Genomic DNA, 20,807 nt, shown 5'->3' on the forward strand with positions numbered 1-20,807 from the left:
TCTGAATGCGACAGCGATGGCGTTTTCGAACACACCGTTGTGGAAAAAACTGACTGAACTGTGAATGATTTGGCAGTTTTTTGTGAACCTGTACGCAAATTGATCGATGGCCGGAAGGGTCATTATGGCGCCGGATAGGCTTTGCGGCGGTTACTGTGCGGTGGAGCTATAGCGCAACTGCGGCGGCACCACCGCGGAACCGGTTGCGGTGTCGCCGGTGGGCGTGCGGTCGAGGCAGGCTGCCCCGGTGATGGTCTGCAGCGGCACCAGGTCGAAGAGGGAAAGCGGAGATCGGTAACGGTGGTAGCGCACAACCCCGAAAGTCGCTCGGGGTTGTACGCGCTAGTGCGGCGCTTGTGTCGGACGGCTCAGGGCTGTTCGACGCAGGCGAGGTAGATATCCAGGCGATTGACCATTGACGCAAGCCCGTACAGTTCCAGTTCAATGGCGTCGAAAGCCCGGGTGGTATTGATGACTACCAGGCGCTGCCCGCCAGTGCCACCGGCCAGCCCGAACTTCAGCAGCGTGGCACCGGAGCCGCTGTCGCCGGTGAATTCGCCGTCGTCGAGCGTGCGGATACGCAGGCTCGCGAGAATGGCCAGATCCAGCAGGTTGTCGGGGTTCTCGATCACAAACCCGGCGCGCTGCCCGGCGGCAAACGCGTGTCGGGCGCGTACGCGGATAAAGGCGCTGCCACCGGGACCGGCGATGGTGATTCGCGCGGCATCGCTAGTCACGGCGTTGATCAGGTGGCCGGAGCCGCTGATGGCACATTCGCTGCGATTGCAATCGTGGGTGCCGGATTCCTTGAAGGCATCGCTGGTGATGATGGAGATGAATTCACCATCGACGCTGCAGCTGACCGGGTTTTCGGTGTCGCAGGCGTCACCGGTACCGTCGCCGTCCGCATCCGCCTGGAGGGGATTCGACTGCAGCGGGCAGTTGTCGTTGCTGTCGGCAATGCCATCGCCGTCGGTGTCGTCGTCACAGGCGTCGCCGGTGCCGTCGCCATCGAGATCAGCCTGGTCGTGGTTGGAGGCGGCGACGCAGTTATCGTTGTCGTTTGCCATGTCGTCGCCATCCAGGTCGCCGTCGCAGGCATCACCGACGCCATCACCATCGCTGTCGGCCTGATTCGCATTGGCGGTGAGCGGGCAGTTGTCGTTGCCGTTGTCCACGCCGTCGTCGTCGGCATCGCCATCACAGACGTCGCCGGTGCCGTCGCCGTCGCTGTCGGTCTGTTCGCGGTTGGCGATCTGCGGGCAGTTGTCCCCATCGTTGTAGACGCCGTCGTCGTCGGCATCACCATCGCAGACGTCGCCGGTACCGTCGTTATCACTGTCGGCCTGGTTTGCATTGGCGGCGAGCGGGCAGTTGTCGTTGCCGTTGTCGACGCCGTCGCCGTCGGCATCGCCATCGCAGACGTCGCCGGTGCCGTCGTTATCGCTGTCGATCTGGTTCGCATTGGCGGTGAGCGGGCAGTTGTCGCTGCCGTTATCGACGCCGTCGTCGTCGGCATCGCCATCGCAGACGTCGCCGATGCCATCGCTATCGCTGTCGGTCTGGTTTGCGTTGGCGGTGAGCGGGCAGTTGTCGCTGCCGTTGTTTACGCCGTCGTCGTCGGCATCGCCATCACAGACGTCGCCGGTGCCGTCGTTATCACTGTCGGTCTGGTTTGCATTGGCGGTGAACGGGCAGTTGTCGTTGCCGTTGTTTACGCCGTCGTCGTCGGCATCGCCATCGCAGACGTCGCCGGTGCCGTCGTTATCGCTGTCGGTCTGGCTTGCATTGGCGGTGAGCGGGCAATTGTTGCTGCCGTTATCCACGCCATCGTCGTCGGCGTCGCCATCGCAGATATCGCCGCTACCGTCGCCGTCACTGTCGGTCTGGTTTGCATTGGCGATCTGCGGGCAATTGTCCTCGTCATCGTAGAAGCCGTCGCCGTCGGAATCGCTGCGGCAATCCACCTGCGGATTGCAGGGCTCCTCGCCACCAGTGGCTTCGTCGTTGCCGGTGTCCTGCTCGCACGCATCACCGGTGCCGTCGGCGTCGCTATCTGACTGATCGCTGTTGGCGACCTGTGGGCAGTTGTCGCTGCCGTTATTGACCGTATCGCCGTCTGTGTCCGGGTCACAGGCGTCGCCGAGACCGTCGCCGTCCAGGTCGCTCTGGTCGGTGTTGGGGATCAGCGCGCAGTTGTCATTGCCATCGGCGACACCATCGCCGTCGTCATCGCTGTCACAGGGCTGGCCGAGGCCATCGTTATCGCTGTCCTCCTGGAAGGGGTTCGGCTGCAGCGGACAGTTGTCGCGGGCGTCTGTAACACTGTCGCCGTCGTCATCGTTGTCGCAGGCGTCACCGAGACCGTCGCCGTCCGTATCGCGCTGGCCGCTATTGGGGGCCTGTGGACAGTTGTCGTTATCGTTAGCGACGCCGTCATTGTCATCGTCGGTGTTTGCGTCGGTGTTTGCGTCGGTGGTTTCGTTGTTGTTGTCGTCGTTACCGCAGGCTTGTTCGCTGCCGTTTGCCTGGGTCGCACAGTCGTCGGCAGCAGCGGTGGTGTCGCCGTCGGTGTCGCAGGGATCGCCGGCGCCGTCGTTGTCGGCGTCGGCCTGGTCGGGGTTGGATTGCAACGGGCAGTTATCGACTTCGTCAGCGACCCCGTCACCATCGTCGTCGCCGTCACAGACATCACCGAGCCCGTCGTTATCGGTGTCGCTCTGTGAGGCGTTGGCGAGGTTCGGGCAGTTATCGGTTCCGTCTGCAATGCCGTCACCGTCGTCGTCGCCGTCGCAGGCGTCGCCGCTGCCATCGCCATCCAAGTCGGCCTGATCCGTGTTGGGCGTACTGGGGCAGTTGTCGGCATTGTCATCGATGCTGTCGGCGTCCGTGTCGGCAGTGCTGCTGCGTGCTGATGCGTCACAGGCATCGCCGCGGCCGTCAGCGTCGCTGTCGGTCTGCTCGGGATTGGCGGTATCCGGGCAGTTGTCCAACGCGTTGGTGAGGCCGTCGTTGTCGCGGTCGTTGTCGCAGATGTCGCCGATGCCGTCCGCATCGCCGTCGGCCTGGTCGTTGTTGGCTGCCAGTGGGCAGTTGTCGTCGGCGTTGGTCACATCATCGCCGTCTAAATCGCTGTCGCAGGCATCGCCGATACCGTCGCCATCCAGGTCGGCCTGGTTACGATTGGCGTTTCTGGGGCAGTTGTCGCGGTTGTCGCGAATGGTATCGCCATCGCGATCCGCCGGGGCGAGTGAGCTGGATTCGGCTGCGGTGAAGGGATTGGCATTGGCACGGCCGTTGCCGCTGCCTACGTCTGCGGAGCAGGCGCACAACAGCAGCACCAGGGCGGCGAGCAGGGGAGTGGAATAACGGATCATGAACGACAGCTCCAGTGGCTTCTGTTGTGTTATTGGCCGTGGCGCTGGAAGCAGGTTGTTGTTGCGGTGAGGGAACCGCTGCCTGTAATGCATGGACAGGCGCCGGTGCCGCCCGGGAAACGGGAGGCTCCGTGGCAACTTAACTTCCGTGTAGTGCCGGGTTCCGCTGTGGAATGCGTTGGCGGTGGTCGCCGGCTCGCTGTGAACATCACTGTTCTTGAACCTTATCTAATAGAAAGTGAGAACTGTGTCTATCTTTTGGCGCAGCAATGACTGGGTTGTGCCCCGAGCGTCGCCTTAGTTCACCAATCGGCAATCTGGCCGGGCGAAACCGCCCGCCGTTCCGCCGGTACACTGTCAGTTCCGAAATTGACTAGTCGCGTTGTCGGGGCCCGATTACACTGGCGTCCTTGAATCAGGAGATCAGTGTGCAACTCGACCCGGCTATCTGTTCCAGTGCCCGCCTTGCGCGGGACCACCGCTTCGACGGACGTTTCTTTACCGCGGTGAAGACCACCGGCATTTTCTGCCGGCCCATCTGTCCGGCGCGGCCGCCGCTGGAGCGCAATGTCACTTACTACGCCACCGCCGCCGAGGCCGTCGACGCCGGGTTTCGCCCGTGCCTGCGCTGCCGCCCGGACGCGGCGCCCGGCAGCCCGGCCTGGGGCCTAGTCTCGGCAACGGTGCAGAGAGCGCTGCAATTGATGCGCAGCGAACGGGAAGCGCAGTCAATCGAACGGCTCGCCGAGCGTCTCGGCGTCAGCAGCCGCTACCTGCGGCGCCTGTTCACCGAGCACCTGGGCGTCAGCCCGCTGGCGGTGTGGCAGGCGGAGCGCGCCCTGTTTGCGTTCACGCTGCTGCGGGATACCAACCTGCCGATTGCGGCCATTGCCTACGAGTCCGGTTTCAACAGCCTGCGGCGCTTCAATGGCGTGTTCAGGCAGATCTACCGGCGCACACCCTCGGATGTACGCCGGGAACCGAGGCATGGAGAGCGCGAAGTGCCCGGCGGGGCCACAGCCGTGGAATCCCGGCGGACTGCGCGGCTGTACCTGTCTTACCGGCCCCCGTTTCACTGGGCACAGCTATTGGCGTTCTTCCGCGCGCGGGCGCTGGCCGGGGTGGAGCGGGTCGAAGGCGATGTCTACCTGCGCAGTTTTGCCATCGACGGCATGCGCGGTGTCCTGCGCGTACGCGACGACGCGGCCGGCAATCGGCTGGTGGTGGATGTGAGCGGCGAGGGTGGGGCGGCGCTGTACCTGCTGAACCAGCGCCTGCGGCGGTTGTTCGACCTGGACGCGGATACCGGTGCGATCACCGCGGTGCTCGGCAGCGACCCGCTGCTCGCACAACAGATTGCGCGCAGCCCGGGCGTGCGCCTGCCCGGCGCCTGGGACCCGTTCGAATACGCGCTGCGCGCGATTCTCGGCCAACAGATCTCCGTGGCTGCCGCCACCACCATTGCCGGGCGCGTTGTGGCCCGCTACGGGCAGACATTTGTCGACGCCGACGGCGCCGAGCAGCGATTGTTCCCGACCGCCGCGCAACTGGCAGCGGCCGACTTCGAGGGCCTGGGGGTGACCCGGGCGCGCGCGCGGACACTGCGGGAATTTGTGGCCGCGACCCTCGATGGCCGGGTGAATTTCGCCGAGCCGGACCTGGACAGCTGGTGTACCGCGGTGACGCAACTGCCGGGTATCGGTGACTGGACCGCTCACTACATCGCCATGCGCGGGCTCTCGATGCCCGACGCCTTTCCGGCCTCGGACCTCGGCATCCTGCAGGCGCTGGGCGAACACGGGCAGAAAGCGAAACCCAAACAGGCGCTGGGCGAACACGGGCAGAAAGCGAAACCCAAACAGGCGCTGGCGCGGGCGGAAAGCTGGCGCCCCTGGCGGGCCTACGGCGCGCTGTTATTGTGGCAGAGCCTCAAACCGGAGAATGGATAATGATCCACTACGAAATCTACTCGACCCGCTTCGGCGATATCGGCATAGCCGCAGACGAGCGCGCGCTGGTGGCGCTGGAGTTCCAGCGCGAGGATCACGCGCTGCGTATTGCGCCGGAGTGGCAACGCGGCGCCACGGCGCTGACCGACGCCGCGGCGCAGCAATTGCAGCAGTATTTCGCCGGCGAACGCCGGCAATTTGACCTGCCGCTGGCGCCGCCCGGCACCGATTTCCAGCGCCGCGTCTGGGACGCGCTGCTGCAGATTCCCTACGGCGAGACCCGCAGCTACCGCGAGCAGGCCGCGGCGCTCGGCAACCTGAAGGCGATCCGCGCGGTGGCCCGCGCCAACGGTGCCAACCCCATCGCGGTGGTCATCCCCTGCCACCGGGTGATCGGCGCTGACGGCAGCCTGACCGGCTACGCCGGCGGCCTCGATATGAAGGCCCGCCTGCTGACTCTGGAGGGGGCGCGTTTCGTACAGCAGGCGGAACTGCTGTAACCGGCGCTAGCCAGAGCAGCTTCTGACCGGGATAATAGCCGGCTAACCCTGACATCGAGCCGGAGGCCAAATGCTGTACAAACTGGGCGACCAGCAGCCAATTCTCGACGGCGAGGGACATTACATTGCTCCCGGCGCCCATGTGATTGGCAATGTGCGAATGCTCAGTCACAGTTCCGTCTGGTTCAATGCGGTGGTGCGCGGTGATTGTGACCGCATCACCATCGGTGAATACAGCAATGTGCAGGACGGCTCGGTGCTACACACCGACCCCGGTGTCGAGCTGACCATCGGCACTGGCGTGACCATCGGCCACAAGGTGATGCTGCACGGTTGTACGGTTGGCGACTACAGCCTGATCGGTATCAATGCCGTGGTGCTGAACGGGGCCAAGATCGGCAAGTGCTGCATCGTCGGCGCTAATGCGCTGGTCACCGAAAATACCGAGATTCCCGACTACTCGCTGGTGCTGGGCAGCCCCGGCAAGGTGGTCAAAACCCTGGATCCATCCACGTTCGAATTGCTCAAGGCCAGCAGCGATCACTATGCGGCCAACGGCAGGCGCTTTGCCGACGAACTGGTTCCTATTGAAGCATCGTGATGTCCGATAAAGTCGTTGTGGTCGATTGGCCGGCCGCAGAGCCTGTCGAGAAGCCGGTAAAGTCCCCCTGTGTCTCCGTCTGCGCTTTGAATGCGCAGGATATCTGCGAGGGCTGTTTTCGCAGCGGCAGTGAGATCAGCCGCTGGGGAACAATGAACAATGAACAGCGCCGGGCGGTCCTGAAAGACTGCCACGAGCGCGCGCGCCGCATGGGCCGCATTCTGTAAAAAATCAATTTAACCTGCAGGCGCGGCCGGCCGGGCACGGTCGACGGCCGCGCCTGCGGGGCCAGTGCGAAAAATCGAATTCAAACAATGACCCAACCCTTCGTCCATTTAAGAGTCCACTCCGAATTCTCCCTGATCGACGGCCTGGTGCGCGTCAAGCCGCTGGTGGCGCGCGCGGAAGAACTGCAGATGCCGGCGCTGGCGCTGACCGACCAGACCAACTTTTACGGTCAGATCAAGTTCTACAAGGCCTGTATGGGCGCCGGGATCAAGCCGGTTACCGGGGCGGATTTCTGGCTCAGTGAGGGCGGTGAAGACAACCCCACGCTGATCACGCTGTATGCGATGAACGCGGACGGTTACCGCAATATCACCGAGCTGATTTCGCGCGCGTGGATGGAAGGGCAATATCACGGCAACGCCTTTATCCGTCGCGAGTGGCTGCCGGAGTTTGCGCAGGGCCTGCTGATGTTGTCGGGCGCCAAGTTCGGCGATGTGGGTCGCGCATTGATCGCCGGGCGCCGCGCGCAGGCGCGGGAGCTGGCCGCGGAGTGGGCAAGGATTTTCCCGGGACGCTATTACCTGGAACTGCAGCGCACCGGTCGCGCCGGCGACGAGGATTACCTGCACGCCGCAGTGGCGTTGGCGGGCGAGCTGAACCTGCCGGTGGTGGCCACCAACGACGTGCGCTTTATGGAAGAGAGCGAGTTCGAGGCCCACGAAGTGCGTGTGTGTATCCACGACGGCCGTGCGCTCGACGATCCGCGCCGCGAGCGCCGCTATTCGCCGCAGCAGTATTTCCGCACCCAGGAGGAAATGACCGAGCTGTTCAGCGATATTCCCGAGGCGCTGGCCAATACTGTGGAGATCGCCAAACGCTGCAGCGCGCCGATCCAGCTGGGCAAGTACTTCCTGCCGGAATACCCGATTCCCGAGGGCATGACCGAAGGCCAGTTCTTCGAAAAGGTGTCCTTTGAGGGGCTCGAGCGGCGCCTGGCGAAAATCCTCGACGCGTCCGCCCCGGAATACGCCGAGCGCCGCGCGGTGTATGAAAAGCGCCTGCGCTTCGAGCTGGATATCATCCTGCAGATGGGGTTCCCTGGCTACTTCCTGATCGTGATGGACTTTATCCAGTGGGCCAAGGACCAGGATATCCCGGTGGGGCCGGGGCGGGGTTCCGGTGCCGGCTCGCTGGTAGCCTATTCGCTGGATATTACCGATCTCGACCCGCTGCAATACGACCTGCTGTTCGAACGTTTCCTGAACCCGGAACGGGTGTCGATGCCCGACTTCGACGTCGACTTCTGTATGGAAAAGCGCGACCGGGTGATCGGCTACGTGGCCGACAACTACGGCCGCAACGCGGTGAGCCAGATCATTACCTTCGGTACCATGGCCGCCAAGGCGGTGGTACGCGATGTGGCGCGGGTACAGGGCAAGTCCTACGGCCTGGCCGACAAGCTCTCCAAGATGATTCCGCCGGACCCGGGTATGACCCTGGAGAAGGCCTTCGAGCAGGAAGACGTACTGCGCGAATTCCTCGACAGCGACGAAGAGGGCCAGGAAATCTGGGAGATGGCCCTGCAGCTCGAGGGCGTGGCGCGTAACGTCGGCAAGCACGCCGGCGGCGTGGTAATCGCACCGACCAAGCTCACCGATTTCGCACCGCTCTACTGTGACGAGGCCGGCCAGGGCCTGGTGACTCAGTTCGACAAGAACGATGTGGAAGACGCGGGCCTGGTGAAGTTCGACTTCCTCGGCCTGCGTACGCTGACCATCATCGACTGGGCCAAGCATATGGTCGACGAGCAGCGCGCGCGCGAGGGCAAAGAGCCGCTGGTGATCGAGGCGCTGCCGCTGGACGACCCCGACACCTACGCGATGATCAAGCGCGCCGAGACCACCGCGGTATTCCAGCTGGAATCCCGCGGCATGAAGGACCTGATCAAGCGCCTGCAGCCGGACAACCTCGAGGACATGATCGCCCTGGTGGCGCTGTTCCGCCCGGGCCCGCTGCAGTCGGGCATGGTGGACGACTTCATCAACCGGAAGCACGGCCGCGCCCAGGTGGCCTACCCGGATGCCAAATACCAGCACGAGAAACTGAAGCCGATCCTGGAGCCCACCTACGGGGTAATCGTGTACCAGGAACAGGTGATGCAGATCGCCCAGGAGCTGGCCGGCTATACCCTCGGCGGCGCCGACATGCTGCGCCGCGCCATGGGTAAGAAGAAGCCCGAGGAGATGGCCAAGCAGCGCGCGACGTTCGAAGATGGCGCAAAAGCGCAGGGCGTCGATCCGGATCTGGCGATCAAGATCTTCGACCTGGTGGAGAAGTTCGCCGGCTACGGCTTCAACAAATCGCACTCCGCCGCCTACGCGCTGGTGTCCTACCAGACTGCGTGGCTGAAGGCGCACTACCCGGCACAGTTTATGGCCGCGACCATGTCCTCGGACATGGACAAGACCGACAAGGTGGTGACGTTTATTGAAGAGTGCCGGGCCATGGGCCTGGACCTGGTGCCGCCGGACGTGAACCTGGGCAGCTACCAGTTTTCCGTGGATGTGGATAACCGCGTGATCTACGGTCTGGGCGCGATCAAGGGCCTGGGGGAGGGCCCGATCGAGAACATCATCAAGGTGCGCACCGAGGGCGGTCCCTTTGCCGACCTGTTCGACTTCTGTTCGCGCATCGATCCGCGCAAGGTCAACAAGCGCGCGCTGGAGGCACTGGTGCGCTCCGGTGCCCTGGACACCATCGGCCCGGATATCCACGGTGCCGACGGCCTGGATTACTCCCGCGCGGTCATGTTCAATGCGCTGGACGAAGCGGTGAAGGCTGCCGAGCAGCAGGCTGCCAACGCCAGCGCCGGCATGATGGACCTGTTCGGCGAAGTGGTGCCGCAGGCCGCCGACGGCGACGTCTACGCCGAGTTCCGTCGCACCCGCCCGTGGGGTATCCGCGAGCGCCTTGAGGGGGAGAAGAACACCCTCGGCCTGTACCTGACCGGCCACCCGATCGACGAGTACGAAGAAGAGCTCAAGCACCTGGTCAAGGCGCGCATCGCCGACCTGAAACCCGGGCGCGAATCGCAGAAAGTGGCCGGCCTGGTGGTGGCCATGCGGGTGATGAAGACCAAGCGCGGCGACTCCATGGCCATCGTCACCCTCGACGACCGCAGCGGCCGTATCGAGGCGGCCGTGTTCAGTGAGGCGTTCGGCGAGCACCGCGAGAAACTGGCCAAAGACGCCATGCTGGTGCTGGATGGCCCCGTAGCCCACGACGACTACAGTGGCGGCCTCAAGATGACCGTCAACGGCGTGTCCACCCTGGACGAACTGCGCCAGGGCGCGGTCACCGGCGTGAGCCTGAAGCTCGACAGCACCGCCACTACCCCGGGGCTGGGCAAGCGCCTGGCCGCCTGTCTGCAGGCCTACACCGGCGGCCCGGGTAGCAACTGTGCGGTGACCGTGGAGGTAGCCTGCAGTGACGCGCGCGGTGTTTATCGACTGCCGGCGGCGTGGAAAGTAGAGCCAAACGACCAGCTGGTGCAGTCGCTGCGGGAGCTGCTCGGGCGCGAGCAGGTCGCACTGAACTACACTGAGCGGCGGTAGACTGTGGCTAGATTGGCCACATCGCTTGCTCGATAGGCCCGAACGGCAGGCTCGACTAGGCAGTTCTATCTGGTTAAGCTAGCCGACAATTTTCAATGGGCTGCCAATTGGTGACATCTCTGCTAGGTCGGATGTCCCGGCGCCGCCACCCCGGCCAGTCCCGGAGCGGCGCCAGCGTGGCAAAAGAGGATATTTCGGGTGGCGCGCGGCCGTGTGCTCCCGGCGATTTCGCAACAGAATTCAAGGCGCGGATTTCATGAATTTCAATTTTCTCGAGTTTGAGCAGCCGATCGCCGAGCTGGAAGGCAAGATCAAAGAGCTGCAGCATGTTGGCGACGACAACGAACTGAACATCGCCGACGAAGTGGCCCGTCTGCGGGACAAGAGCAAGAAGCTGACTGAGTCGATCTACGCCGACCTGTCCCCGTGGCAGGTGGTACAGGTGGCGCGCCACCCGCAGCGTCCCTACGCGAAAGACTATATCGAGCGCATGTTCACCGACTGGGACGAGCTGCACGGCGACCGCCACTTCGGCGACGACAAGGCGATCATCGCCGGTATCGCGCGCCTCGACGGCAAGCCGGTGGCGGTGATCGGCGAGGAGAAGGGCCGCTCGGTGAACGACAAGGTGGCACGCAACTTCGGTATGCCCAAGCCTGAGGGCTACCGCAAGGCGCTGCGCGTCATGGAAATGGCCGAGCGCTTCAAGATGCCGGTACTGACCCTGATCGACACCCCCGGGGCCTATCCGGGCATCGACAGTGAAGAGCGCGGTATCAGTGAGGCGATCGCCCAGAACCTGGCCGTAATGTCGCGCCTGCGCACCCCGATCATCTGCACCGTAATCGGCGAGGGCTCCTCCGGCGGCGCACTGGCAATCGGCGTCGGCGACCAGCTGAACATGCTGCAGTACTCCACCTACTTCGTGATCTCCCCGGAGGGCTGCGCCAATATCATCTGGAAAACCGTGGAAAAGGCGCCGCTGGCCGCCGAGGCCATGGGCGTAACGTCCAGCGTGCTGGAGGAGCTCGGCATCGTCGACGAGACCATCGATGAGCCGCTTGGCGGCGCCCACCGCGACCCGGACACCATGGCCACCCGCCTGCAGGAACGCCTGACCGCACAGCTGGATCAGCTGCGCCACGTGCCGATTGATGAATTGCTGGAGAAGCGCTACCAGCGCCTGATGAGCTACGGCAACGTTGTTTCCTGACGGGATCTGTCTAGAAACCGGACGATAGTGGGGCGAACCCGGGTGTTCGCCCCTGCGAAAAACGTTCGCCAAACTGACCTGCGGCCGTGCCCTCCGTGCCACGCCTCGCGCCGCACTCCCTGAAAGCATGGCAACTATTCAGTAGGGGCGAACCTTGCGTTCACCCCGGCTGCAACTCACACCGGACTACCGGTGACCCGTTTACTCCTTCGAAGCCAGCCCCAGCGACACGGTTCCCGGCCCCAGGTTAATACCCCCGGACAGGCTCATGAGCGATTGGTAGACCTTCACTCCGTGCGCCTGCGCCGCCTTCTGCAACGTTGCAAAACCGGGCGTGTGCGGAAGATCCTTCAGCTGCCCGGCAATACTGACCACTACCATCGGCGCCAGCAGCTGTCCCGCCTCAATGCGCTCCACCGCGAGGTTGAACAGTGCCTCGGTGCATTTGTCATAGCCGCGCAGGGTATCGGTCACCGTACTGCCGTCGCGGTGCATCGACAGGATCGGGTGCAGGTCCAGGTGGCGGGCGGCGGTAGCCTTGAGCCAGCTGATGCTGTTCTCGTTTTTGCTACGCGCCCGCTCGCGTACATAGTAGACATCGCGGATGGCCGCATAGCCATGAATATTGTTACTGAACTCCTGGGCCCGCTCGGCGACCTCGGCAGCCGACAGCCCCTTGCGAATCTGCGTCAGGGTGTACAGCGCGAGCAGCCCCTGACCGGCAAACAGATTGTGGGAATCCTGGGTGTGCATCGGCACCTCAATGCCGTCGCGCCGCAGCGCCTCGACCGCGGTGCGGGCATTCTGCAGCGTGGGACTATTGGCGCCGTTAATCGTCTGCACGACGATTTCACGACAGCCGCGGTCCACCTGCGCGCGTAGAATCCTCTCGATTTCCTCACTGGAAGCCGGACCACTGGTAATCTGGCGCGAACGGTCGACCAGCGACAATGAATAAAAATGCGCCATCTGCGCCGGATTGCGCTGGTCGCCGAAGGTGTCTTTACCCACGCTGATACTGTGCGGCAGCACCGGGATCGAGAACTTACGCAGAAACTCATCCGGCAGATCGCAGCCGGAATCGATTACTAACTGAACCATGAAATACCCTGACACTCCGTCACGTAGATAGCCGGAAATTTATCACTTTGCGCGCCACAGAACCATTGCGCGCCGCGTGTTTTCCATTGCACCGCTGCACACAAATACCAAGCGGGGAGTGACCAGGTGGAAAAGTAATGTGGGCACTCCTTTCACTGGAAAAATTTCCCATCTTTTGTGGTCTGGGGAAACATTTTCCCGGCTGGCGTACCGAAAATAGTGCCAACCTGAGACAGTGGGCTATCTCATTTAATTCGCGCATTGCTCACGAAACACCGGGCGTACCTCGCCCCCGAGAGAGACGCCTCTACAGCGGTATTCGTGGGGGTATCAATCAGGCTGCGGAGCAGTACGTCGCCCCCGGTTCGGAGATCCCGTGGGGCAACCGGTCGACGGGGCTCAGAACGCCCTTGCCGCCACGGTTGATCACATGAGTGTAGATTTCCGTAGTGCTGATATCCGCGTGCCCCAATAGCTCCTGAATGGTGCGGAGGTCGTAACCGCTTTCCAGCAAGTGGGTAGCGAAGCTGTGGCGGAATGCGTGTGCCCGCGCAGGCTTGTTGACCCCGGCCGCAGCAACAGCCGCACGAATCTGCTTCGCCAGCGCCGAAGCGTGCAGGTGGTGGCGCCGGCAAACCCCCGAGCGCGGGTCCGCGCCGAGCCGGCCGGCAGGAAACAGATACTGCCACGCCAGAGCGCGGCCTGCACTGGGGTACTTACGTTCCAGTGCATTGGGCAGGTAAACCTCACCGTAGCCCCGCTGCAAATCCTGACGGTGCAGCAAGTCCACAAACTCTATTTGCCGCTGTAGTGCCGGAATCAGCGCCTGGGGCAGGATCGTCGAGCGATCCTTATTGCCCTTACCCCCGCGCACGAAGAGATTGCCACTGTCAAAGTCCAGATCCTTGATCCGCAGTGACAGTAGCTCTGCACAGCGCACTCCGCTGCCATACATCAGTTCCACCATAAGGCGGTAAACGCCGGGCAAGTGCTGCAGTATTGCCTGTATCTCAGTGCGGCTGTATACCACCGGCAAGCGCCGGTACTCTCTGGCAGGTGAAAACTGTAAATTGGAGATATCGACTTCCAGAAAGCGCTTGTAGAGATAAACCAGCGCATTCAGTGCAATGCGCTGAGTATTTACTGCACATTCGCCGTTGATGGCAAGGTGATTCAAGAACGCCTCCACCTCCACTACACCCAGCTCACGCGGATGGCGGAGCTTGTGAAAGTGGATAAAGCGCTTAATCCAATGCGCATATGTTTGCTCGGTACGATAGGCCAATCCCGCTGCGCGAATATGGCGACGCAGTTGCACCATGAAGCGCTCGGAATGTGCCGGAATAGAATGGCGGATATCATCCATGTCAACCTCCGTGTGCTGGATATATATCCAGTTTATGCGCATGCGACAAACTGTCAATATCCGAATTCAAGAGCCAGAGCTTCTATCCACACGGAAAAACACGTAACTTGTTGACTTTAAAGGCTTTGAGTTCTGGATAAAAAGCCAAGGGTGGTTTTCGACGCCACGAGGCTTCGCCTTATATCCGAGTTCGAAAAAAATACAGGTTTCTCTAAGCAGTTGATTTTAATTAGGTTTTACTGATGGTGGAAGTGACTTGACTCGGGATATAAGGCCAAATGGATATGAAGCCATTGGCTTTTGAATTAACTGTTATTACGGCAACCAAAATTCTGGTTGGAAAATTTAGAAACGCGGAAGTTTTGTGCCGTTTAAGAGCGTTTTCAGCATCGGGTATGTCGCATGGTTCCAGGTTGGCAGTTTCGCTCCTAGAGCCTTCGTTCAACAAATGTGGTTCAGCACCTTCAATCCAGTATTGTAGGTGCCGGTAAGAGAATTCACGGGCGGGTAAGTTTTGGTATTCTTTCTCGTCTTAATTGGGCCGCGGCCCTCCGCTGCGCTGCGGGCAGCGTGCCAGTAGTTCGTGCAAACCGTGCCTTTAATAACTAGGCCAAGCAGCATCGCCCGCGCCCTTCGGGCGCCGGCTGGACGGCCTACGCGGCGCGCTACGCACGCCAAACGCTCCGGCCGCCGCTGTTGGCAACGTTAAGGCTGGCGCTCAAGGAATGGAATTATGAGTAAGGAAAAGTTGATTGCAGGGTGGATGATAATAATTTACTCGGCCTTCATGGTGATTAGTCTACTTTCCGGATTCTCGATGATGTTTGCGCAGTTCGGAGAGGCAATCGCTAGTCAGCCTGGTAGTTTTCTTGGTCTCTCGGCAACATTTCTATTACTTTTTACTTTGGTAAACTTCGTCGGAATTTTTGCAGGAATATTGGTCATTAAAGACTCTAAATATGCAGTAAATTTGGCACTTCCATTTTCAATAGTCAGTATTCTCAATATTCCTGTGGGCACATTGGTGGGTGGGTTTTATATATGGCAGAACCTAAGAAAGCCTTAACAATCACAGGCACGTTGCTACGGCCCTTCGGGCCTCCGCGGGACGGCCTACGCTGCGCTCCGGCCGCCCGTGCTGTGGACGTTAAGTGATGAAAACGATAATCAATCTTCTGCGAATTTTTCTGATCTTTTGGGCTTCTTCGGCGGTCGCACTCTCTGTTTCATGCCCGTACAGGCATGATGGAAATATCGAAGCAGCACCGACGGGAATTTTCAGTGTTGTTCGCATAGCGGAAGAGAAGCGCGGTTTTGATTTTGAAGTGCGTGTTCTTAATAAATACAAGGATCTAGATTTCAAGAGTCTTGCAGTTAGAAGACAGGAAAACGAAAAGATTACTTTTGCAGTCATTCTTGAAACGGTGGAAGAAGAAGGGTCACGTAAGGCATATTTATTATCAGTTAAGCCTTCAGATATATTTTTGTATGATTTTATAGTCACCTACGGAACTAGTGATGAGGCGTGCCCTAATGACGAAATCTCCTACCAATTCCCTCTACACACTTAACAAGCCGCAGCAATCGCTCCCGTTGGTCGCTGGGACAGCCAAAACGCTGCGCTTATTTGTCTGCCCTTGTGCGGGGCGTTAAGTGTCCTCATGAAATGTGCAACGTGCCAAGAAGTAAGTAAGTTTAGGCTGGCCACCGAATGCCGATCATATGAGGCATTTGACGAGGCATTAGAAGCCCTGAATACGCTCTGCTCGGATGGGTCCATGATTCGCCGAAGTCCAGAAAAGTTGTCACACTACTTTGATTGTACCGAGTGCGGTGGCACATGGGAGATATGGCTGCCGGATCCACCTCTTCCAGGTGGTCTGTCTTGCGAATCCCCAAGAAGCAAGCGTATAGATAAATTAATGAGAAAGTATGCGAGCCCCAACACTTAACAAGCGCGTCAAAAGCGACGCTCGTACCTCGCGCGCTTTACGCGGGCGTTATTACGGCAACCAAAATTCTGGTTGGAAAATTTAGAAACGCGGAAGTTTTGTGCCGTTTAAGAGCGTTTTCAGCATCGGGTATGTCGCATGGTTCCAGGTTGGCAGTTTCGCTCCTAGAGCCTTCGTTCAACAAATGTGGTTCAGCACCTTCAATCCAGTATTGTAGGTGCCGGTAAGAGAATTCACGGGCGGGTAAGTTTTGGTATTCTTTCTCGTCTTAATTGGGCCGCGGCCCTCCGCTGCGCTGCGGGCAGCGTGCCAGTAGTTCGTGCAAACCGTGCCTTTAATAACTAGGCCAAGCAGCATCGCCCGCGCCCTTCGGGCGCCGGCTGGACGGCCTACGCGGCGCGCTACGCACGCCAAACGCTCCGGCCGCCGCTGTTGGCAACGTTATGTGTAAGCGATGACAAACGAAGAGTTTATAAACGAGTTCAAAATTCTTAAGCATCAGTTGATAGAAAGCTACTTCTCCTCAGATACTGATATATCACGAATCAAAGGACTCAAAGATGCCGGGCTCAGTGAAGAGCAAATTGTACTAGTCCGGAATTTGGCCGGAGAGATCCTGACTGATGCGCTATATACAATTTTATTGGGGCTAGATGGCTGTGCATCCATTGGAGAAAAGCAAACGGAATTCAAGATTGAAGATGAGGACGGCAATATTCTAGCTGGTGGTGATCTAGAGAGCCTAGCTTGGGAGACCTTCCATGGCTCAAACACATAACAAGGTGCGGCAACCGACGGCTTACTTTGTGCACTTTCTGCACGGTCGCTTCACTCCTATTTTCGTGCAAAAAGCACACAAAGTAAGCCGCCGCTGCACACGGCGTTAAGTGTCCAAAGAATGAAAGTCGTCGATTTTGAAAACTGGGCTTGGTTTTTATTTGAACATGAAGGCCAAATGTATCTAGATGCAAACTGCAACATGAGCGCTTTTGGCTATACGTATATGATTCAGCTAAACGAAGAAGAGCTTAAATCGTATAAAATCGGCGGCCGAGAGTACCTAAGTAAGCTCGCACATGATATTCATTACACTGTTCCAATTGCCAAAAATACAACATCAATTTACAAGGGCCGTGACGTATCGAAGCAGCTTTCTCAGCTTGCATTAGAGGCAGTTGAAGCATGGCGGGAGGCCGGCAGTGCCAAGAACACTTAACAAACGCAAGCAGGATGCTCCGGCCCTTTGGGCCTCCGCGGGACGCCCAACGCTATGCACGTTTTGTGCGGGTCGCTACGCTCCCAGTTTCGCACAAAACGTGCATAGCATTGGTCGCCCCTGTTGCGGGCGTTATGCATCCGGTAGTTCAGAACGGATTTAGAGGGAAACTAGATCGTGAAGAAAAAGCATTTTGAAAATTGGTCCAAGACAAGAGAAAAGGGAAGATCAAAATTTATCCTTATTAATGGATTACTGGCTTGGGGTTTGCCAATGTTTTTGGTCATGACATTCATAGCTAATAAGCCTGATGACGGGCAGTGGTCGCCAATTTTTATAGCTTTTAGTGCTGTCCTCTGGTCCCTGGGAGGTTTGGCTTTTGGCTATTTTGTATGGGCGTCAACTGAGCGCTCTTACAAAAAGGAACTCGCAAAGCAGAAAAATGCATAACAAACAGCGGCAGAGCGACAGCCAACGCTATGCACCTTTTGTGTTACTCGCTGGCGCTCAAACATTAACACAAAATGCGCTCCACGTTGGCTGCGCCTGCGCTGAGCGTTATGCCAATAAAGGAAGCATATGTTCACTCAATCAGTAATTGAAAGCCTTGGCTATTATGTCTATTTCCTACAAGATCCTTTTGATAAAGAGGTTTTTTATATTGGCAAGGGCGTAGGAAATAGAATATTTGACCATTTAGAGTGCGCAATTACATCTGATTTAGAATCTGAAAAGCTTGATCGCATTAGAGAAATTAATAACAAAGGTGGCCTGGTTGAGCATTTTATATTGCGTCACGGGCTGACTGAAGATATGTCATTTGAAGTGGAGGCTGCTTTAATTGACTTTGTTGGGATGAAAAACCTTTCGAATTTACAATCCGGCCATAATTCATCGGACTATGGGCTAAAAACTGTTGAAGAAATTTCATCTATGTACCAAGCAGAAGAGTTCGCAGCCGAAGATCCGGTCATTTTGATCAATATTAATAAACTCTATGATCGTAAAATGACCGAAGAAGAACTATACCAAGCAACTCGTAGATCTTGGGTTGTCGGTGAAAGACGGGAGAAGGCGAAATATGCCATCCCTACATATAGAGGATTGACTCGTGAAGTTTATGAAATTCAAAATTGGGTGAATGTTCCTGAACATGGCCCTAGAAGATTTGAATTCTCGGGGATTCTTGCTGACGAGGATGTTCGACAAAAATACCGATACAAATCCATTAAAAAACATTTTCCAAAAGGTGCAGCTAATCCTATTAAGTATGTTGGCCTCGATTAGAAAAATGGCATAACAAGCGCGTGCACATGACCTTCGGCAACTGTCACCTTTTGTGCATTCGCACAAAAGCTGCCAGTTACCTCGGCCTGTGACGCGGGCGTTATTACGGCAACCAAAATTCTGGTTGGAAAATTTAGAAACGCGGAAGTTTTGTGCCGTTTAAGAGCGTTTTCAGTATCGGGTATGTCGCAAGGTTCCAGGCTGGCAGTTTCGCTCCTAGAGCCTTCGTTCAACAAATGTGGTTCCGCACCTTCAATCCAGTATTGTAGGTGCCGGTAAGAGAATTCACGGGCGGGTAAGTTTTGGTATTCTTTCTCGTCTTAATTGGGTTGCGGCCCTCCGCTGCGCTACGGGCAGCGTGCCAGTAGGTCGTGCAAACCGTGCCTTTAATAACTAGGCCAAGCAGCATCGCCCGCGCCCTTCGGGCGCCGGCTGGACGGCCTACGCGGCGCGCTACGCACGCCAAGCGCTCCGGCCGCCGCTGTTGGCAACGTTAGGTGCCAAGGAAGAATCTGGAATGAGCGAACCTATATTTAGAAATACACATAATCAAGATCAAGAAATGCTTAAGGCATTCGCTCAAGCATCAAACACGATTAATGATTTCATTGATCTTGTACAATCCGGTCCTGAAGCCATTTATGCAGCAAAGCTTAGGTTTAGAGATCCTGATTTATCTGAAAAGCTTGGAGAAGACCGATTTCTATACATCTGGCTATCGAGTGTGTATTTCCATGAAGAAGAAAACTTTCTTTCAGGAGTGTTCTTCGAAGTTCCAGAAGAACTGACAAAGTGGCATCAAGTCGATGAGCGACTTGGTTTCGACCCAGAAGATGTATTTGATTGGATGGTAATCGAAAACGGACATGCAAAAGGCGCTTACACGATGCGAGTAACAAGAGAGCAGCTTGGCTCAGAAAAAGAGAAACAAGAATATGATTCATATGTTGGCATATCATCATATGAGCCAATTTAGCAGGCAAGCACCTAACAAGCGGCAGCAACGGACTTGGCAAAACTGTCACATTTTGTGCGCTGCACAAAAGCCGCCACTTTTACCAAGCCGCTGTACCGGGCGTTATGCATCCGGTAGTTCAGAACGGATTTAGAGGGAAACTAGATCGTGAAGAAAAAGCATTTTGAAAATTGGTCCAAGACAAGAGAAAAGGGAAGATCAAAATTTATCCTTATTAATGGATTACTGGCTTGGGGTTTGCCAATGTTTTTGGTCATGACATTCATAGCTAATAAGCCTGATGACGGGCAGTGGTCGCCAATTTTTATAGCTTTTAGTGCTGTCCTCTGGTCCCTGGGAGGTTTGGCTTTTGGCTATTTTGTATGGGCGTCAACTGAGCGCTCTTACAAAAAGGAACTCGCAAAGCAGAAAAATGCATAACAAACAGCGGCAGAGCGACAGCCAACGCTATGCACCTTTTGTGTTACTCGCTGGCGCTCAAACATTAACACAAAATGCGCTCCACGTTGGCTGCGCCTGCGCTGAGCGTTAAAAATTATGCTTATGAGTAATGGTAATCTTTTCAAAGCTGTTTGGCGTGGCTGGTTTGCTAGCGTAGGTATTCTGGCGTTCATGGCCATCTTACTTGGCTACTTTTTTGGTCCTGATCTACGGAAACCACTAATTCTACTTCTCGCTCTTGTCCCGCTTATAGCTGCACTCCAGGGCGTGGTTGTGGCAACATTGATATGTGTTGGTGTCAAAGTTTGGCCTTCTAAATAGCCCATGTGCCAGTCATTTTTAACAAGGCCAAGCAGCATCGCCCGCGCCCTTCGGGCGCCGGCTGGACGGCCTACGCGGCGCGCTGCGCACGCCAAACGCTCCGGCCGCCGCTGTTGGCAACGTTATAGGTCAGTCCAATAATGAAGTTAACTCTAGGTGCTGTGCTGACAATGTCCGTTCTCTTCGGGCTGGTAGTCATATTTTGGCTAGGTGCATTCTCAGCGTCATTCACTAGCAATTTATGCTACTCGGAAGTAATTAGGCTTATCTCTACAAAGGTCAAAGAGCAAAAGAGTTTGGACAGCGTCGCAGAACTTTCTGAAAAATTGGAAAGACTTCCATTGGCTGGCTATGAATCAAGCTGTGAGGAAATAAAGAGTGAGGCGCAAAACCTATAACAAGGCGAGGCAATTCGTTCCGGCCCTTCGGGCCTCCACCGGACAGCTTACTTTGTGCACTTTATTCGCAGGTCGCTTCACTCCCATTTTTGCGCATAAAGCGCACAAAGCAAGCTGCCGCTGCTCGCGGCGTTATTACGGCAACCAAAATTCTGGCTGGAAAATTTAGAAGCGCGGAAGCTTTGTGCCGTTTAATAGCGTTTTCAGCATCTGGTTTGTCGCAAGGTTCCAGGTTGGCAGTTTCGCTCCTAGAGCCTTCGTTCAAAA

The 20,807-nt window shown here is 57.7% G+C and carries 18 protein-coding genes; 14 read left to right on the plus strand and 4 right to left on the minus strand.

The genetic code is table 11. The features are described from left to right. Positions 1–150: 150 nt before the first annotated feature. Both ABDK11_RS05810 and ABDK11_RS05815 read right to left on the minus strand, forming a co-directional pair. On the minus strand, positions 151–312 hold the full coding sequence (locus tag ABDK11_RS05810; RefSeq protein WP_346839356.1) for a hypothetical protein: 162 nt from the start codon (positions 310–312) through the stop codon (positions 151–153). Positions 313–368: 56 nt separating this feature from the next. Continuing rightward, on the minus strand, positions 369–3,377 hold the full coding sequence (locus ABDK11_RS05815; protein WP_346839357.1) for a thrombospondin type 3 repeat-containing protein: 3,009 nt from the start codon (positions 3,375–3,377) through the stop codon (positions 369–371). Between the two features lie 428 nt (positions 3,378–3,805). On the opposite strand from ABDK11_RS05815, the gene ABDK11_RS05820 reads away from it, so the two are divergent. The 6 genes from ABDK11_RS05820 to ABDK11_RS05845 all read left to right on the plus strand — a co-directional run bounded on the left by ABDK11_RS05820 (position 3,806) and on the right by ABDK11_RS05845 (position 11,482). After that, a complete protein-coding gene (locus ABDK11_RS05820; RefSeq protein WP_346839358.1) occupies positions 3,806–5,326 on the plus strand; it encodes an AlkA N-terminal domain-containing protein in 1,521 nt (506 codons plus the stop codon). Further along, positions 5,326–5,826, plus strand: coding sequence for a methylated-DNA--[protein]-cysteine S-methyltransferase (locus ABDK11_RS05825; protein WP_346839359.1), 501 nt, complete (start codon positions 5,326–5,328; stop codon positions 5,824–5,826). The genes ABDK11_RS05820 and ABDK11_RS05825 overlap by 1 nt, the downstream gene beginning before the upstream one ends. 70 nt (positions 5,827–5,896) lie before the next feature. Further along, positions 5,897–6,427 (plus strand): gamma carbonic anhydrase family protein, encoded by a 531-nt coding sequence (locus tag ABDK11_RS05830; RefSeq protein ID WP_346839360.1) that lies wholly within the window; start codon positions 5,897–5,899, stop codon positions 6,425–6,427. Beyond that, positions 6,427–6,654 carry a DUF1289 domain-containing protein gene (locus ABDK11_RS05835; protein WP_346839361.1) on the plus strand — a complete coding sequence of 76 codons (228 nt, stop codon included), beginning with the start codon at positions 6,427–6,429 and terminating at the stop codon, positions 6,652–6,654. Before ABDK11_RS05830 ends, ABDK11_RS05835 begins: the two co-directional genes overlap by 1 nt. 87 nt (positions 6,655–6,741) lie before the next feature. Further along, positions 6,742–10,269 carry a DNA polymerase III subunit alpha gene (gene dnaE / locus ABDK11_RS05840; protein ID WP_346839362.1) on the plus strand — a complete coding sequence of 1,176 codons (3,528 nt, stop codon included), beginning with the start codon at positions 6,742–6,744 and terminating at the stop codon, positions 10,267–10,269. A gap of 256 nt (positions 10,270–10,525) precedes the next feature. Further along, positions 10,526–11,482, plus strand: coding sequence for an acetyl-CoA carboxylase carboxyltransferase subunit alpha (locus ABDK11_RS05845; protein WP_346839363.1), 957 nt, complete (start codon positions 10,526–10,528; stop codon positions 11,480–11,482). Between the two features lie 201 nt (positions 11,483–11,683). On the opposite strand, the gene ABDK11_RS05850 is transcribed toward ABDK11_RS05845, so the two are convergent. Both ABDK11_RS05850 and ABDK11_RS05855 read right to left on the minus strand, forming a co-directional pair. Continuing rightward, a complete protein-coding gene (locus ABDK11_RS05850; RefSeq protein ID WP_346839364.1) occupies positions 11,684–12,583 on the minus strand; it encodes a DegV family protein in 900 nt (299 codons plus the stop codon). Positions 12,584–12,917: 334 nt separating this feature from the next. Continuing rightward, positions 12,918–13,949: an integron integrase gene (locus ABDK11_RS05855; RefSeq protein WP_346839365.1), complete on the minus strand. Its 1,032-nt coding sequence runs from the start codon at positions 13,947–13,949 to the stop codon at positions 12,918–12,920. 733 nt (positions 13,950–14,682) lie between these two features. Between ABDK11_RS05855 and ABDK11_RS05860 the strand changes: the two genes are divergently transcribed. The 8 genes from ABDK11_RS05860 to ABDK11_RS05895 all read left to right on the plus strand — a co-directional run bounded on the left by ABDK11_RS05860 (position 14,683) and on the right by ABDK11_RS05895 (position 19,800). Continuing rightward, the gene (locus ABDK11_RS05860) at positions 14,683–15,015 is read left to right on the plus strand and encodes a hypothetical protein (RefSeq protein WP_346839366.1); all 333 of its coding nucleotides are present in this window, start codon (positions 14,683–14,685) and stop codon (positions 15,013–15,015) included. Positions 15,016–15,103: 88 nt separating this feature from the next. Then, complete coding sequence (locus ABDK11_RS05865) at positions 15,104–15,520, plus strand: hypothetical protein (RefSeq protein ID WP_346839367.1); 417 nt, start codon at positions 15,104–15,106, stop codon at positions 15,518–15,520. 835 nt (positions 15,521–16,355) lie between these two features. Further along, the gene (locus ABDK11_RS05870; RefSeq protein WP_346839368.1) at positions 16,356–16,679 is read left to right on the plus strand and encodes a hypothetical protein; all 324 of its coding nucleotides are present in this window, start codon (positions 16,356–16,358) and stop codon (positions 16,677–16,679) included. A gap of 120 nt (positions 16,680–16,799) precedes the next feature. After that, positions 16,800–17,117 (plus strand): hypothetical protein, encoded by a 318-nt coding sequence (locus ABDK11_RS05875; protein ID WP_346839369.1) that lies wholly within the window; start codon positions 16,800–16,802, stop codon positions 17,115–17,117. Positions 17,118–17,294: 177 nt separating this feature from the next. Further along, positions 17,295–17,567 (plus strand): hypothetical protein, encoded by a 273-nt coding sequence (locus ABDK11_RS05880; RefSeq protein WP_346839370.1) that lies wholly within the window; start codon positions 17,295–17,297, stop codon positions 17,565–17,567. A 129-nt stretch (positions 17,568–17,696) separates the two neighbouring features. Then, on the plus strand, positions 17,697–18,404 hold the full coding sequence (locus ABDK11_RS05885; RefSeq protein ID WP_346839371.1) for a hypothetical protein: 708 nt from the start codon (positions 17,697–17,699) through the stop codon (positions 18,402–18,404). Between the two features lie 517 nt (positions 18,405–18,921). Next, positions 18,922–19,380 (plus strand): DUF2314 domain-containing protein, encoded by a 459-nt coding sequence (locus tag ABDK11_RS05890; RefSeq protein WP_346839372.1) that lies wholly within the window; start codon positions 18,922–18,924, stop codon positions 19,378–19,380. Between the two features lie 147 nt (positions 19,381–19,527). Next, complete coding sequence (locus tag ABDK11_RS05895) at positions 19,528–19,800, plus strand: hypothetical protein (protein ID WP_346839370.1); 273 nt, start codon at positions 19,528–19,530, stop codon at positions 19,798–19,800. Positions 19,801–20,807 lie beyond the last annotated feature (1,007 nt).

The organism is Microbulbifer sp. SAOS-129_SWC (assembly GCF_039696035.1).
In the GTDB taxonomy this organism is placed as follows: Bacteria; Pseudomonadota; Gammaproteobacteria; order Pseudomonadales; family Cellvibrionaceae; genus Microbulbifer.